This window comes from Lysinibacillus xylanilyticus, from assembly GCF_001183605.1.
Taxonomy (GTDB): domain Bacteria; phylum Bacillota; class Bacilli; order Bacillales_A; family Planococcaceae; genus Lysinibacillus; species Lysinibacillus xylanilyticus.
Genome location: NZ_LFXJ01000008.1, coordinates 327,719 through 343,203 on the forward strand (window position 1 = coordinate 327,719; position 15,485 = coordinate 343,203).

The 15,485-nt window shown below is 38.5% G+C and carries 19 protein-coding genes, 1 pseudogene and 1 other annotated feature; of the genes and pseudogenes, 19 read left to right on the forward strand and 1 reads right to left on the reverse strand.

All coding sequences use genetic code 11. The annotated features are described in order from the left end of the window. The first annotated feature begins 33 nt into the window (after positions 1 to 33). The 17 genes and pseudogenes from radC to ACZ11_RS16755 all read left to right on the forward strand — a co-directional run bounded on the left by radC (position 34) and on the right by ACZ11_RS16755 (position 13,343). Complete coding sequence (gene radC, locus ACZ11_RS16670; protein ID WP_403089527.1) at positions 34 to 618, forward strand: RadC family protein; 585 nt, start codon at positions 34 to 36, stop codon at positions 616 to 618. A 698-nt stretch (positions 619 to 1,316) separates the two neighbouring features. After that, positions 1,317 to 1,805 (forward strand): HNH endonuclease signature motif containing protein, encoded by a 489-nt coding sequence (locus ACZ11_RS16680; RefSeq protein WP_236690891.1) that lies wholly within the window; start codon positions 1,317 to 1,319, stop codon positions 1,803 to 1,805. Between the two features lie 141 nt (positions 1,806 to 1,946). Continuing rightward, positions 1,947 to 2,093, forward strand: a pseudogene (locus tag ACZ11_RS25320) (JAB domain-containing protein); the annotation flags it as partial. A gap of 606 nt (positions 2,094 to 2,699) precedes the next feature. Beyond that, the gene (locus ACZ11_RS16685; protein ID WP_049667655.1) at positions 2,700 to 3,719 is read left to right on the forward strand and encodes a rod shape-determining protein; all 1,020 of its coding nucleotides are present in this window, start codon (positions 2,700 to 2,702) and stop codon (positions 3,717 to 3,719) included. Positions 3,720 to 3,732: 13 nt separating this feature from the next. Then, positions 3,733 to 4,644: a rod shape-determining protein MreC gene (gene mreC / locus ACZ11_RS16690; protein ID WP_049667656.1), complete on the forward strand. Its 912-nt coding sequence runs from the start codon at positions 3,733 to 3,735 to the stop codon at positions 4,642 to 4,644. Beyond that, on the forward strand, positions 4,644 to 5,168 hold the full coding sequence (gene mreD, locus ACZ11_RS16695) for a rod shape-determining protein MreD (protein ID WP_049667657.1): 525 nt from the start codon (positions 4,644 to 4,646) through the stop codon (positions 5,166 to 5,168). Before mreC ends, mreD begins: the two co-directional genes overlap by 1 nt. Before the next feature lie 27 nt (positions 5,169 to 5,195). Further along, entirely contained in the window at positions 5,196 to 5,864 is a 669-nt protein-coding gene (gene minC, locus ACZ11_RS16700; RefSeq protein WP_049667658.1) for a septum site-determining protein MinC, read from the forward strand. Between the two features lies 1 nt (position 5,865). Then, complete coding sequence (gene minD, locus ACZ11_RS16705) at positions 5,866 to 6,663, forward strand: septum site-determining protein MinD (RefSeq protein WP_049667659.1); 798 nt, start codon at positions 5,866 to 5,868, stop codon at positions 6,661 to 6,663. 79 nt (positions 6,664 to 6,742) lie between these two features. Next, a protein-coding gene (locus ACZ11_RS25325) for an IS3 family transposase (protein WP_134008815.1) occupies positions 6,743 to 8,100 on the forward strand; the annotation gives its coding sequence in 2 pieces (ribosomal slippage) (positions 6,743 to 7,214 and positions 7,214 to 8,100; 1,359 coding nt in all). Between the two features lie 107 nt (positions 8,101 to 8,207). After that, a complete protein-coding gene (locus tag ACZ11_RS16720) occupies positions 8,208 to 8,762 on the forward strand; it encodes a M23 family metallopeptidase (RefSeq protein ID WP_049667660.1) in 555 nt (184 codons plus the stop codon). Beyond that, a complete protein-coding gene (locus tag ACZ11_RS16725; protein ID WP_049667661.1) occupies positions 8,752 to 9,363 on the forward strand; it encodes a site-2 protease family protein in 612 nt (203 codons plus the stop codon). The genes ACZ11_RS16720 and ACZ11_RS16725 overlap by 11 nt, the downstream gene beginning before the upstream one ends. Before the next feature lie 45 nt (positions 9,364 to 9,408). Then, positions 9,409 to 9,484, forward strand: a sequence feature (ribosomal protein L21 leader region). Between the two features lie 14 nt (positions 9,485 to 9,498). Further along, on the forward strand, positions 9,499 to 9,807 hold the full coding sequence (gene rplU, locus ACZ11_RS16730; RefSeq protein WP_049667662.1) for a 50S ribosomal protein L21: 309 nt from the start codon (positions 9,499 to 9,501) through the stop codon (positions 9,805 to 9,807). 16 nt (positions 9,808 to 9,823) lie between these two features. Continuing rightward, on the forward strand, positions 9,824 to 10,180 hold the full coding sequence (locus tag ACZ11_RS16735; protein ID WP_049667663.1) for a ribosomal-processing cysteine protease Prp: 357 nt from the start codon (positions 9,824 to 9,826) through the stop codon (positions 10,178 to 10,180). Beyond that, complete coding sequence (gene rpmA, locus ACZ11_RS16740; RefSeq protein WP_024363181.1) at positions 10,177 to 10,476, forward strand: 50S ribosomal protein L27; 300 nt, start codon at positions 10,177 to 10,179, stop codon at positions 10,474 to 10,476. Before ACZ11_RS16735 ends, rpmA begins: the two co-directional genes overlap by 4 nt. Positions 10,477 to 11,040: 564 nt before the next feature. After that, on the forward strand, positions 11,041 to 11,568 hold the full coding sequence (locus tag ACZ11_RS16745) for a Spo0B domain-containing protein (protein ID WP_049667664.1): 528 nt from the start codon (positions 11,041 to 11,043) through the stop codon (positions 11,566 to 11,568). Positions 11,569 to 11,573: 5 nt separating this feature from the next. Next, complete coding sequence (gene obgE / locus ACZ11_RS16750) at positions 11,574 to 12,863, forward strand: GTPase ObgE (RefSeq protein WP_049667665.1); 1,290 nt, start codon at positions 11,574 to 11,576, stop codon at positions 12,861 to 12,863. Between the two features lie 24 nt (positions 12,864 to 12,887). Next, positions 12,888 to 13,343, forward strand: coding sequence for an ACT domain-containing protein (locus tag ACZ11_RS16755; RefSeq protein WP_049667666.1), 456 nt, complete (start codon positions 12,888 to 12,890; stop codon positions 13,341 to 13,343). A gap of 244 nt (positions 13,344 to 13,587) precedes the next feature. Here the strand turns inward: ACZ11_RS16755 and ACZ11_RS25930 are convergent, their stop codons facing one another. Next, the gene (locus ACZ11_RS25930) at positions 13,588 to 13,800 is read right to left on the reverse strand and encodes a hypothetical protein (protein WP_134008780.1); all 213 of its coding nucleotides are present in this window, start codon (positions 13,798 to 13,800) and stop codon (positions 13,588 to 13,590) included. 211 nt (positions 13,801 to 14,011) lie between these two features. On the opposite strand from ACZ11_RS25930, the gene pheA reads away from it, so the two are divergent. After that, a complete protein-coding gene (pheA, locus tag ACZ11_RS16765) occupies positions 14,012 to 14,887 on the forward strand; it encodes a prephenate dehydratase (RefSeq protein WP_049667668.1) in 876 nt (291 codons plus the stop codon). Between the two features lie 24 nt (positions 14,888 to 14,911). Next, on the forward strand, positions 14,912 to 15,301 hold the full coding sequence (locus tag ACZ11_RS16770; RefSeq protein ID WP_049667669.1) for a thiol-disulfide oxidoreductase DCC family protein: 390 nt from the start codon (positions 14,912 to 14,914) through the stop codon (positions 15,299 to 15,301). Positions 15,302 to 15,485 lie beyond the last annotated feature (184 nt).

Consider the following 15,485-nt stretch of genomic DNA (forward strand, 5'->3'; position numbering starts at 1 on the left):
GCTTTTTTGACAAATGAGGTTTTACCAAGGATGATGATACGTGACGTTAATATAGAGGATCGACCACGCGAAAGACTACGTAGACAAGGAGCTATGAGTTTATCTAATCAGGAGCTGCTGGCTATTTTACTAAGGACAGGCACTAAAGAAGAATCTGTTCTTATACTTGCAAATCGCGTACTAAGCGTTTTTGAACGTTTACATCATTTGAAAGATGCAACTATAGAAGAAATGGTTGCCATTAGAGGGATTGGTGAGGTTAAAGCCATTCAATTATTAGCGGCTATTGAACTCGGGAGACGTCTCGCACAGAAACATAGCGATGAAAAATATACAATTCGTTCACCTCAAGATGCCGCTGCCTATTTAATGCCTGATATGACCTCACTGAATCAGGAGCATTTCGTAGTTCTTTTTCTGAATGTCAAAAATCAAATTATTCACAGACAGACGATTTTTATAGGCAGTTTAAATGCTTCGATCGTCCATCCTCGGGAAATTTTCCGCGAGGCTGTAAAAAGATCTGCTGCTTCTATTATTTGTGCACATAATCATCGTGCGACACGTTCGCAACTGAAAAGGTTGCGCATGCTGTCCGAACGTCAAGTTGACAAGTAAGAGAGTCGTGAACTCTTCACTCGATAGGTGGAATGATAGGGTAACGCCTTGAAACGCCTACTCTAATACTCCGACATGCGTTATTCGAATGTGTATAAGAATAAGGTGTGAAGCTCGGTGAAGTCGGCTGAATGTTACCGTAGTGCCAATCTAATTGGTAATCGAAAGCTAACTAGAGGTAGTTGGTGTAACAGATAGGTCGGGAGTCGTTAAAACTTAATATGGTGAGAATGTGGTAAAACACTGACGAACTAGCGAACGAAATGTCTGTAAGTGTGACTATTTAGAAATGAGTAGACTTGATGAAAATTCAAGTGCGTTTCCGTGGACGAATAAGTATGGTGGTTTCGAAAGCTCCATGCATCGTTACAGGCGATGGAGAGGACGCCAGGCAAGAGCTAGCACCTAAGTTAAGTATTGATAGGGTTAAGGGAACGTGGAAAGCTATCAACATGAAGAGTACACACTCGATGAAGTGTTAGGAAGGAAAGGAATGTATCTATAACTTCCTTTTATGATAGTGAGAGTAGAGGCAGGAGTAATGAAGTTTCTGTAATGGAAATGGAACAATAGCCTCAAGTCGTTTCGTTTAAACTATTTCAACTCAATCATTTCAAGGATTCTAGTATGACTAAAAAGGTCACGAGCCATGATTGGAGCGTGATAGACCTTGAGCGAAAACTTATTTGAAATCTGATATGACAAGATATATAAATGGATATCCTCTTATCCCTATTGGGTTCATCAAAACGAATGCATTAATGCCAAAAAACGGAGTCAATAAATTCACCAAAGAAGGACGGGAACTAATTCATCGAGAACAAAAGTCTGTTCCGAAGTGGCAAGTACAATGGATTAGGGAACATCCTGTCGTACATGAACGAGCAACTATAGAATTTAATGATAATCGGATATCGCTGTTTATGGCCCAAAATGGGAAATGTGGAGTAACAGGGGAAGAATTAATTCTAACTGAAATGGATTGCCATCATAAAAGATTATGGAGTGAAACGAAAGATGATAGGTATGCTAATCTAATTCTAATTACGAGAGATGTTCATCGGTTAATGCATGCCACTAATACAGAAACTATCCAAACATATCTTGTATTTCTCAAATTAAATAAGGAACAAATTGAGAAAGTAAACAAACTAAGGTTGTTAATTGGGAATGAAGCAATAAAATAGGGATGGAAATTAGATTTAGTAGATTGAGGTAAATGAAATAGTAGGCAAACGATGGAATGCCGTGTGCGATGAAAGTTGCATGCACGGTGTGGAGCAGGGGAAAAGGTAGAGATTACTTCAAAGCCTTACCTATTGCTATCTAGTGGAGTTCCAACACCCAGTGAAGAGGATATTGAAGTGACGAGACGAATTATAGAGGCGGGTTATATAATAGGCATAGATTTAATAGATCATCTTATCATCGGTGATCATCAGTTCATTAGCTTGAAAGAAAAAGGATACTTTTAACTCTGCAATATATTTTGCAGAGTTTTTTTTGATGGGAATTTTTAGTAGTTATTGCGGGATATACACGATTTAGAATTGTAAACCGGTTGCCGCATCATTTCAGGAAGCCTCACAGTGTTCCTGGTTTCTTGGTGTAAAGTCTGCATCACTTATTATTTTAAAAATAAATATTTTTGTATTTTTTTGCGAAAAGCTAAAAATAAATGTGAACCTTTTTTTATAGAAATCGTTATTGTATTCGTAGAAATGTCTATTATATTCACAAAAATTGGTAGGCAATTACACGTTGTCTTACAAGAATAAAAATTATATGCTAATCTATACGTACTATTTTTGTTTAGGAGGGAAATAAAATAGTATCTTTTCCGCGAGAAGAGGTATGTGACACTACAAATTCTTGCGTTTTTCCGTTATAATGAAAGGTATGATTTTATTTTTGTTCAGAAAAAGACTCTCACTCCATCGGGTGTGAGATAAATGAGTGTGTAGTTTTTTTTTCAGTAGGTGTCTAACACCGAGTGAATGAAGATAAAGCCTCGGGGTTTAACGCGCCGGGGTATATGATGTCAACGAAAGTATGGCTTAAATAGAAAGGGAGTTCACAATTTGTTTGGATTAGGAAGTAAAGATGTCGGGATTGACCTTGGCACAGCGAATACATTAGTGTTTATTAAAGGGAAGGGAATCGTTTTACGCGAACCTTCAGTTGTAGCGAAAAATACAAAAACTGGAGATATTGTTGCAGTTGGTAATGATGCTAAAAATATGATTGGTCGTACACCTGGCTCAATCGTAGCAATCCGTCCTATGAAAGATGGCGTTATTGCTGATTTTGATATTACTACAGCAATGATAGAATACTATTTAAAAGAAGCTTGTAAAAATTCTGGTGGTAATTGGAAAAAGCCGAATGTTATGATTTGTGTGCCTTACGGTATTACATCGGTTGAACAACGTGCGGTTATTGATGCTGCTCGCCAAGCAGGTGCTAAAGAAGCATTTACAATTGAAGAGCCATTTGCAGCAGCGATCGGTTCGAGCTTACCAGTATGGGATCCAACAGGGTCAATGGTCGTTGATATCGGTGGTGGTACAACTGAGGTAGCGGTTATTTCATTAGGTGGTATTGTGACAAGTGAATCCGTGCGTGTTGGCGGTGATGCAATGGACCAATCCATCATTTCGTATATTCGTAAAACATATAACTTAACAATTGGTGAACGTACTGCGGAAGCAGTAAAAATGGAAATTGGTACAGCGTTGGCTGAGGGTCCAGAAGAAAGAATGGAAATTAGAGGACGTGACCTTTTAACAGGTTTACCAAAAACAATCGAAATTTCTTCACAAGAGATTTCTGAATCTTTACGTGAAGCGGTAGCATCTATTATTGATGGTGTTCGAAAAACGCTTGAACAAACACCTCCAGAATTATCTGCAGACGTAATGGAACGCGGAATTGTACTAACAGGTGGTGGTGCGCTATTAACGAATTTAGACAAAGTTATTAGCCAAGAAACTAATATGCCAGTATTTATCGCAGAAGATCCACTGGACTGCGTTGCTATTGGTACAGGTAAGTCTCTAGAACATATTGATTTAATTCGTGCACAACAAGTTAAAGGGTAAGGAGGTTTAGGCAATGCCACATTTTTTTTTCAATAAGAAATTAATTTTGCTGCTCATAGGCATGGTTTTTCTTGTGGCATTGATTAGCTTCTCATTACGTGAACGGACGAATGCAACTTTACCAGAACAAATTATTAAAGACACTGTCGGCGTCGCACAATCTATTGTTGCGAAGCCGGCGAATTATATTACTGGTGTTATTAATAATATTGATTCCCTCTTAAACACGTACGAAGAAAACAAACGTTTAAAAGCACGCTTAGATGAATATGCAGCTGTACAAGCTGAGGCATCGGACTTGAAATCTGATATTAAAAAGTTTCAAGAGCTCATGGACAAATCGGAAAGCTTAAAAGCTTATGATCCGATTCATGCCACAGTTATCGCTAGAAATCCTGACCAGTGGGAAGAAAAGATCATTTTAGATAAAGGATCTTCTCACGGTGTAGAAAAAAATATGGCAGTTATGACAGCAAAAGGGTTAGTCGGTAAAGTTACTTTAGTGACACCTTTCACCTCTGAGGTAGAGCTTTTATATACAAATAATCCAAACTATCGTGTTTCTGCGATGGTTCAAGGAGATAAACAAGCATACGGTTTAATCGAGGGCTATGATAAAGAGCGTAATGAACTCATCATGAAGCGAATCGATTCAAGAGTAACAGTTAAAAAAGGTCAGCAAGTAGTTTCATCAGGACTTGGCGGTATTTTCCCTAAAAATGTGCCAATCGGAGAAATAACTGAAGTAAGTACAGATGATCATGGCTTAACAAAAATGGCCTATGTAAAACCATCTGCTGATATTTCAATTTTAGACTATGTTGTTATTGCTAAACGTTCCGCTACTACAATAGATGGATCTGATGGTAATACATCGAACGAGGATTTAACACATCCACAAAAGGGTAAAGAGGAGGCGGAATAATGGTTCGGTTTCTCATCCCTGCTGTGGCAGTTTTACTATTTTTAGTAGAACCCGAGTTTGCTATGTTTTCACCGATTGAAGTGAAAGGGCAAATCTTTTATTTAGTGCCGAGATTTTTAATCTTATATTTAATATTTATATCCATCTATTACAGCCGTCAACGAGCGGTAATGTATGGACTTTTTTTTGGTGTCTTGTATGATGTGTTTTACATTGATATTATTGGATTATATTCAGTACTGTTTCCGCTTATTTGTTTTTTAGCAGGGTCTATTGTGAAAGTTATTCATCAGCACTTAGTTGTGACAACGACGATTTCAGTTGTTTTAGTAGCAATTTTAGAATTTATACTCTATCAATTCTTCTATCTTATCGACTTTACAACGATTCCATTATCGGATTTCTTACGTTCACGACTGCTGCCAACGATCATCGCTAATGCACTATTTTTAATGATCCTTGGTTGGGCCTTCAAGTATCTAATTAATGCGCGTGTCTTGCAGAGAGCACGTGAAGTTTCTTAACAAAGAGCAACGTGGGGTGAGGCATTCATGAAAAAACAGTTAGTTAATATGAAGGGAACAAAGGATGGATTTGTTCTTCGTTTAGACGATCAATGTGCGTATGTCGATTTAGTAGAAGAGCTTAAAAAGAAAGTGTCAGAAAGCGGTATCGATAGTAAAGTAGATGTACAATTATATTTGGGCTATCGATACTGTTCTGATGAACAAATCAAAGAGCTTATTAAAATTGTTCAGGAAACAGAGCAACTAATCGTTTCAAAGGTGCAAAGTGAAGTACTGACTGCCCATGAGAGCAACCAGAAAAGGATTGAAAGTCAACAAGATACATATATTGGTGTGGTCAGATCGGGTCAAGTTCTGCGTTCGCCGGGAGATATTATTATCGTAGGGAATGTCAATCCGAACGGACGTGTAGAAGCGGGTGGCAATGTGTATGTTCTAGGTAAACTTAAGGGAATTGCACATGCTGGTGTTCATGGTAATAAGGAGGCAATCATTGCAGCATCTCTATTTGAAGCCACACATATCATGATTGCTGATCAAGTTCAGGCAATGTCGGACGAACATGTAAAAGCAATTAAACATGAAGAGATGACTTGTGCATTTATTGGCTATGATGGGCGCATTACGTACGATCAAGTTCACGCGTTAAAAAATATTCGACCATTATTAAATGTGTCTAAGGGAGGTAGCTAGTGTGGGAGAAGCGATCGTCATAACTTCAGGTAAAGGCGGTGTCGGAAAAACAACGACAACGGCTAACCTTGGAACTGCATTGGCTCTACAAGGTAAAAAAGTATGTTTAGTAGATACTGATATTGGACTACGGAATTTAGACGTAATTTTAGGTCTTGAAAATCGGATTATTTATGATTTAGTAGACGTTGTTGAAGGGCGCTGTAAGATTCATCAAGCGTTAATAAAGGATAAACGTGTAGATGAGAAACTATTTTTATTACCTGCTGCTCAGACGACAGATAAAAATGCTGTTAAACCTGAGCAGATGAAGAGCTTAGTAGAAGAATTAAAAAGAGACTATGATTATGTTTTAATAGACTGTCCAGCTGGCATTGAGCAAGGATATCGCAATGCTGTCGCTGGTGCAGATCATGCAATTGTTGTAACAACACCAGAAATCTCTGCCGTGCGTGATGCAGATCGAATTATTGGCTTACTCGAACAGGAAGAAATTTCTGCTCCTAAACTAATTATTAACCGCATTCGCCAGCATATGATGAAAAGCGGTGATACGTTGGATGTTAATGAAATTACGACACATTTGTCTATCGATTTATTAGGGATCATCGTAGATAATGAAGGTGTTATTTCATCATCCAATAAAGGTGAACCAGTAGTAATGGATCCTACTAATAAAGCATCTCTAGGCTATCGTAATATTGCTCGTCGAATACTTGGCGAGTCTGTGCCACTTATGGCAATTGAAGATGAACATAGAGGTGTATTTTCAAAACTAAAAGCGTTATTTACTAAATAATCATCAGCCTTTTCGTGCATTTGTATGAACTGCGCCCCAATTGTTAGACACATCTAACAATTGGAGGTGCAGTTTTTGTATGGTCAAAAAATATACTGCCAAAGATAAATTACAAGCTGTTGAGCGTTACTTAAATGGAAAGGAAAGTTCCTATGATATAGCTAAATCTATGGAGACTGATAATAAAGCAATCCTTAAATGGGTTAAGCAATATGAATACAATGGTGTTGAAGCTTTTATTCAGCCATATACAAATTACACACTAGAGTTTAAAATGGATGTACTAAATTTTATGATTGAAAATGGTACGTCCTTAAACGAAACGGCAGCGATTTTTAAGATACCTGCCCCTTCAACAATTAGTGTTTGGAGAAAGCAATATGAAATTCAAGGATTAGATGCCCTTCAATCAAAGAAAAAGGGGCGTCCATCCATGAAAAAAGAATTTAATAAACAATCGAAACAAGCACCAGTTGAAGGCTCTACCGAAGCACTTGAAGCACGTATTAAACAACTAGAAATGGAAAATGAGTATTTAAAAAAGTTGAATGCCTTAGTTCAAAACAAAGAAAAATCACCAAACAGGACAAAGCGCAAGTAGTCTATGAATTAAGGCATAAATATCCGGTGAAAGCACTCGTAAAATTCGCTGGCATTCCACGAAGTACGTACTATGATTTAGTAAAACGTATGAATCGACCAGATTTAGATGCCGATTTAAAAGAGGAAATTAAGGCGATTTATGAAGAACATGAAGGGCGTTATGGCTATCGCCGTATTCGTGACGAGCTAGCGAATCGTGGGCAAAAAGTGAATCATAAAAAAGTGCAACGTATCATGAAAGAACTGGGTTTAAAGTGTGTTGTACGTATGAAAAAATATAAATCCTATAAAGGAAACGTTGGTAAAATTGCGCCAAATATTTTAGACCGCAATTTTAAAGCAGATGCCCCAAATGAAAAATGGGTAACAGACATTACAGAATTTAAATTGTTCGGTGAGAAACTTTATTTATCGCCAGTTTTAGATTTATTTAACGGGGAAATTATCACGTATACAATTGGCTCTAGACCAACCTATTCACTTGTTTCAGATATGTTGGACAAAGCGTTCGAACGTTTACCTGAGCACCACCAGTTACTCATGCATTCCGATCAAGGCTGGCATTATCAAATGAATAAATATCGTCGCGCCTTAGAATCAAGAGGGATTGTTCAAAGTATGTCTCGTAAAGGAAACTGTTACGACAACTCTGTCATGGAGAATTTCTTTGGAATTATGAAATCTGAATTCCTTTACATGAGAGAATTTGAAAGTATAGAGCATTTTAAAATAGAATTAGAAAAATATATAAATTACTATAATACGAAACGGATCAAGGCAAAATTAAAAACGAGTCCGGTACAATACCGAACTCATTTTACCCAAGCTGCCTAATGAAATAACCGTGTCTAACTTTTAGGGGTCACTTCAGTGCGAGAAGGTTTTTTTCTTGTGCATGAATGGACATGCAACCTCATATAGTGTGAAAAAAGGATGAGGGCTTGTTTAAAAAATGGAAATGGTTGGTCACAATACTGCTTGTGGCTGCAATTATGCTCGTAATTCGTTTAGAGGATCGAGGTGTATTGGAAACACCGGTGCGAAAACTTGTTACAACATCAGCAGATTTAACCTATTTAAGTGAGCTCGGACAAAGCTGGCTAAATAAAGAGGATACAACAATTTTGGTATCGAGTGATGTTGGGCAAACTGAACTATTATCATTTGCCAATGCGCAAGTTTTTAAGGAAGGCTTTTTAATGCAATATGACATGGGCCTACCGGTTTATGCAGGAAAGAATGGTCTTGTCGTTTTTACCGGTCATACAAAATATACTGGTAAAACAATGACGATAAGCTATGATGATGGTACAACAGTATCCTATGGCATGCTGGATAGTTTAGCACAACTCCCATATACAACGGTGCAGGCAAACGATTTAATCGGCATGAAAGAGGCGGGACAACTCTATATCTCGATTGAAAAAGATAAGACCCAATATAATTTAGAACAGATTGTACAGTGGCTTGAAACAGCGGCGTCCAATGAAAATTAAACTGCATCTTCTATGTATCCCTCTCGTATTTTTAATGATTTTTACTGGCCAAATTGCTTATTACGCCATTATTTTATCTTCGTTATTATGGCATGAGGCGGGTCATATGTTAACGGCAATGCTGTGTGGTGTTAAGGTGAAATCATGTGTTATTACACCTTACGGAGGGGAAATAGAATTTGAAAATCCAGCGGTTGTGCCTGCAACGTCACTCCTTTGGATTGCCTTAGGGGGACCAATCGCTACAATATTAGGGATTGGCCTCGCTTTTTTTATGCCAGAACTGCTTGCTACTAAACTTATTAATGTGCAACTTGTGCTATTAGCCATCAATGTTTTACCAATTATTCCGTTGGACGGTGGCAGAATATTTTTAGCGTGCTTATTTTTATTCTATCCAAGTGTTCGTGCATTGGAATATTACTACTGGCTTTCTCTTATAATTGCCTTTATACTATTCTTGATAACTTTATGTTATCTCCCACAATCTATTTTTTTAGCAATTTTATGTTTATTTATATGGCTTCAAGTGTTAAAGGAATGGAATTATCGAAAATATCGTTTAGCATTTGAGAAATATGTAATGAATAGATTGACTTAAAATAAATCGTGTGGTAATATTTTAATGTTATTGTTTGTAGCACCTGTGCTACTACAACCGCACTGGAAAGGTTTAAGTATCGTATGATCACCTTTATAAACAGGCGAGTCTGAGTCTATGAGGAGGTGCAGTAAAATGTACGCAATTATTGAAACTGGTGGTAAACAAATCAAAGTAGAAGCTGGTCAAGAAATCTATATTGAAAAATTAGGTGTAGAAGCTGACGAGGTTGTAACTTTCGATAAAGTTTTATTCGTTGGTGGCGAAAACGTTAAAGTTGGAGCTCCATTAGTAGAAGGCGCTACTGTAACAGCTAAAGTTGTTAAAGAAGGCCGTGCGAAAAAAATCGTTGTTTTCAAATTGAAAGCTAAAAAGAACTACCGTCGTAAACAAGGTCACCGTCAACCTTACACAAAATTAGTTGTTGAAGCTATCAACGCTTAATTGTGAGGTGTAACGAATGATACAAGTTACGATTCATCACGATGAAAATAGACATGTGTCAGCATTCGAATTTTCAGGACATGCTGAATACGATGAATCTGGTAAGGATTTAGTATGTGCAGGAGCATCTACCATTGCCATAGGTACGGTGAATGCTATTTATGCACTATTACAATTACAGCCAGAAGTCGAACAAGCTGCTGAAGGTGGAGGCTATCTTAAGGTAGATTTGCCATCAGATATAGAGCCTGAGATTGATGCAAAACTACAGTTAATTGTCCAAGTAATGACTGCCCAAGTGTATTCTATGGTGCAAAATTACGGACAATACATCCAAATCAACTACAACCAAGTAGGAGGTGGAACACGATGAAATTATTATTAGCATTAGACCTTCAACTTTTTGCATCTAAAAAAGGTGTAGGTTCTACTAAAAACGGACGTGACTCTGAGTCAAAACGACTTGGTGCTAAACGTGCTGATGGCCAATTCGTAACTGGTGGTTCAATTCTTTACCGTCAACGCGGTACAAAAATTTACCCAGGTACAAACGTAGGTCGTGGTGGTGACGATACATTATTTGCTAAAGTTGACGGCGTTGTTAAATTCGAACGCTTAGGTCGCGATCGCAAACAAGTATCTGTATACCCAGCAACACAAGAAGCTTAATCTTTTATAAGATAACATAAAGCGGAGGACTGCATTTATTGCAGTCCTTTTTTTGGCTAAATTGTAACTTCTTTCAGCAATTATTTTCTGTAGCGAAAGCAAAGCGTCAGCTACAAGTGTCTTTTGTACCGAATGCGTAGCGACAGGTACAGAAGTCTATGAATGCCGTTTAAAATCACTTTTATTTTACAGCGCGTGTCCAAACATCCGCTGAAATAGAGGAACTCAGTCTAAGAACGCCACGTCCTGTGGCAATTTATCTGTGCGAAAGCGCAGCGACAGCAACAACACACGACTGAGTGACCAACATCGTGCTGCTGCCGCTACGTTAGCATTACGCTTCGCGCAATAAACATCTGTTGCTGCCGCTACGTTAGCACTGCGCTTTCGCACAATAAACATCTGCCGCTGGCGCTACGCTTTCGCGCAATAAACATCTGCAGGCCTAAGCACAATGCCGATTCCGGACGCAATTATGCCGAGGCATAATTGATTGAAGAATTAAGGGAAAAATACAGCAAAACTTGTTATACTAGTAAGGATAACTTTATTGGAGTGAATGGGATGAACAATCAATCACTAACCATTAGTGAAGTATTACGTTTTGCAAATCATGATTATGTGAATCAGCTTCAGCTTATTCGCATGAATCTAGATTTAGGTAGAATTGATGAATCAAAAAAACTAATTCAAGAGTATTCAGAGCAATTACATGTGCTTTCTATCCTTAATCGTCTACAATTACCACGGACAATAGAATGGCTGCAAACAGGAGGCTGGCGCTACCCTTCATTACCAATGAAGCTAAGCGGTGAGATAAAAAAGCCTGTCACAAATACTATTGATTCGGATGTTGTAGACTATTTAAACAAAACAGTTATGCATGTTTATGATACATTAGATCCATTTACAGAGCAGAGCTTAGCGCTCGATGTACGTGTTGACGATCATACATTTGCCGTGACATTCACGCTAAATGGGCTATGGAGTGCTGATGCATTCACCGAAAAAGGTTTGAAACAATTAGACATTCAAACAATTGAACAGACGAATTCGTGCTGGCAATATGTATTGAAAGCAAATAGGGAGTGAACTAAATGTTTGTCGATCACGTTAAGATTTATGTAAAAGGTGGCGACGGCGGGGACGGAATGGTTGCCTTCCGCCGAGAAAAATATGTACCGAATGGTGGTCCAGCTGGTGGTGACGGCGGACATGGCGGTAACGTAGTATTTGAAGTTGAAGAAGGCTTACGAACATTAATGGATTTCCGCTATAAACGCCATTTTAAGGCTGACCGTGGTGAGCATGGTATGAGTAAAGGAATGCATGGTAAACGTGCAGACGATTTAATCGTTAAAGTACCACCAGGCACAGTCGTAATGAACGAAGAAACAGGCGCTGTTATTGCCGATTTAGTCGAGCACGGTCAACAAGCGATTATCGCAAAATCTGGCCGAGGTGGCCGAGGAAATTCACGCTTCGCAACACCGGCAAATCCAGCACCAGAACTTTCTGAAAAAGGTGAGCCAGGACAAGAATTAAATGTTATATTAGAGTTAAAAGTTTTAGCAGATGTTGGACTAGTAGGTTTCCCAAGTGTTGGTAAATCAACGCTTTTATCTGTTGTTTCTGCTGCGAAACCAAAAATTGGTGCATATCATTTTACAACAATTGTCCCGAATTTAGGGATGATTGAAACAGACGATCATCGAAGCTTCGCGATGGCTGATTTACCTGGTCTTATTGAAGGAGCACACCAAGGGGTAGGCTTAGGTCATCAGTTTTTACGACATATTGAACGTACACGTGTTATTGTCCATGTAATTGATATGTCTGGAATGGAAGGCCGTGATCCGTACGAGGATTATTTAACGATTAATGAAGAGCTAAAGCAATATAATCTTCGTTTAACTGAGCGTCCACAAATTATTGTTGCCAATAAAATGGATATGCCAGATGCAGAAGAAAACTTAGAGGAATTCCGCAAAAAAGTGGGAGAAGACGTTCAAATTTTCCCAATATCAGCTGTTTCACGTCAAGGTTTAAAAGAGTTACTATTTGCTATTGCCGATTTACTAGAAGTAACGCCTGAATTCCTTCTATTTGATGATTTAGAAGAGGAATCAGACGCAACGGTAATGTATAAACATGAAGCAAAAGGTGAAGATTTCGAAATTACACGTGATGATGATGGCACATTTATCATTAGTGGTTACGCAATTGAACGCCTATTTAAAATGACTGACTTTAGCCGTGAAGATGGTATTCGCCGTTTTGCTCGTCAATTGCGTGCAATGGGCGTGGATGAAGCTCTACGCGAACGCGGAGCGCAAGATGGCGATGTAGTTCGTCTGCAAGAGTTTGAATTTGAATTTATCGATTAAGACAAGAGTTTTAGGGGGAAGCGTATGAAGAATGTTGCGAATCAGCGATATTATTTAGTTCGTGAAGATGTTTTAACGGATGCTATGCAAAAAACTTTGGAAGCGAAACACTTACTGTCAAGTGGTTCGGTATCTTCCATTTGGGATGCGGTAAAGCAGGTGGATTTATCGCGTAGTGCGTTTTACAAATATCGTGATGCTGTATTTCCTTTTCACTCAATTGTGCAGGAACGCATTTTAACAGTCTTTGTACAGCTTCAGGACCGTAAAGGAACACTTGCAAAGCTTTTAGAAACAGTGACAATTACGCATTGCAATGTACTGACTATCCATCAAACAATACCGATTCAAGGACGAGCTAATGTTACATTGTCATTGGATGTAACTAGTATGACATGCGACCTTGATGATTTAATACAGCAACTCAAACGTCTAGATTTTGTAGAGTCAGCGGAAGTAATTAGTTCTGGTGCATTGTAATGACTAAAAGCAAGCTTGAATTTTTGACAGAATGTAAATAAGCTCAAAAGGAGCAGTCCCATGTGATGCAAAAATATCGCTTCATGGGACAGCTCCTTATTCTATAACAAAAGAGAAAATTCATAGAAAGGAAAGTAATGGATAGAACGTCATAAAGAGAGATTCCATAATGGTTGGGAAGCTTCATATTATGCCTTACCGACATTTGATGTAGAATAAAAGGAGCTTTCGGAAACTAAAAATTCTAAATTTTTACATTAGTGAAATTTAAAAAGAAGTTGAGGATAACATTTGTTAGAACGTTGTCATGTATATAAGTTGATTGGAGAGGATACTGCGCGACTCCTTGGGGACCAGCAATAGAGGAACGAAGGCTAAAACCATCACGTCCTGTGATAACGCCTTCGTGGCCAACATCCTGCCGCTGCCGCTTCGTTAACACTACGCTTTCGCGCAAAAAACATCCTGCCGCTGACGCTTCGTTAACACTACGCTTTCGCGCAAAAAAAATCTGTTGCCCCGACGCCCCAGGAAGCTTTGCTCTGTGCGAAAGCGGAGCCTCAGCGGCAAAGCGCGTAGTCGGAACGGAAATCAACACCACGTTATGGTGATGAGCCATTTTAATATAAAATCAAAAGCTACAAGTTGTAGTGAAGGAGGTAGAAGTAATGACAGAGCAACAATGGGAAAAACGAATTGGATATTTAGGACCGGAGGCATCATTTACATACTTAGCAACAAAGGCAACCTTTCCGAATGAGTGGCTTGTCTCTTGTTCTACAATTCCAGAATGTATTGAGGCAGTAGCTGAGGGGAAGGTAGATTTAGCAGTTGTACCACTAGAAAATGCTTTAGAAGGATCTGTATCGCTAACGCTCGATTATCTATTCCATGAGGCAACCCTATACGTTACAGGTGAGCTTCTATTAAAAATACAACAACATTTAATGGTCAATAAAGCGCAAAAGGACAATTGGGAATCGATTACCGGTGTTTATTCACATCCACATGCTCTAGCTCAATGTCATAAATACTTATTTTATCGTTTCAGCCATGTCCCGTTACATCAAACGACATCAACAGCAGCTGCTGCAAAATTTGTATCCGAAAATCCAAACGAGTGCATTGCGGCAGTTGGAAATGCAGCGGCAGCAGTTAAATATGGCTTAGAAATTGTTCAACCTGATATTCATGATTTCCATTTTAACCATACACGCTTCTTTGTATTATCAAAGCAAAATAGACGATTGCCACAAGAATTATCTGATGGGCAGGCGAAGACAACTTTCATGATTACATTGCCAACGGACCGTTCAGGGGCATTACATCAAGTATTATCAGTATTTGCATGGCGACAGCTAAATTTAAGTAAAATCGAATCACGACCATTAAAAACGGGCTTAGGTGATTATTTCTTTATGATTGATGTATTAGCTGATGAAAAGGAGCCTATGATGCGTGGGGCGATGGAAGAACTAGCTGCACTTGGTTGCAAGGTGAAGTCACTTGGTACATACTTTACTTATCTAACATCGGACGAGTAATAAAAGTGGCTAGGAGGAATCGTTGTGGGTGGGATTATTTTGTTTGACGGAGTATGCAATTTTTGTGATAGTAGTGTGCAATTTATTATCAAATATGATCAGGCAGCGTATTTTCAATTTGCATCCATCCAAAGCGATGCTGGGCAGGCATTACTTGTACAATACGAAGTACCAGAAAATATTGATAGTGTCATATTAATTGAGCATGGAAAGGTATATTTTGAATCCGCAGCAGCACTTAAAATCTGTAGGAGATTAGATAGTTTTTGGCCTGTTTGTTATATTTTCGTCATGATTCCTTCATTTATACGAAATAAAATGTATCGATTATTTGCTAAAAATAGATATCGTCTTTTTGGACGGAAAGAAGTATGTTTATTGCCAACACCATCGCAACGAAAAAGATTTCTCTAACTTTGAAGCTATCCAATTGATGTGGATAGCTTTTTTTACGGAAAATGAAACAGTAATTCAGCTGCTTTGGTCCAGGGCCAATTTGTGACACTAATCGCCCAGTCGCCATTCCAATCAACTAATATATACGGTCATACTTTATAATAAATTTCACTACCAATTCTTGAAGAGGGGCCATAAATAA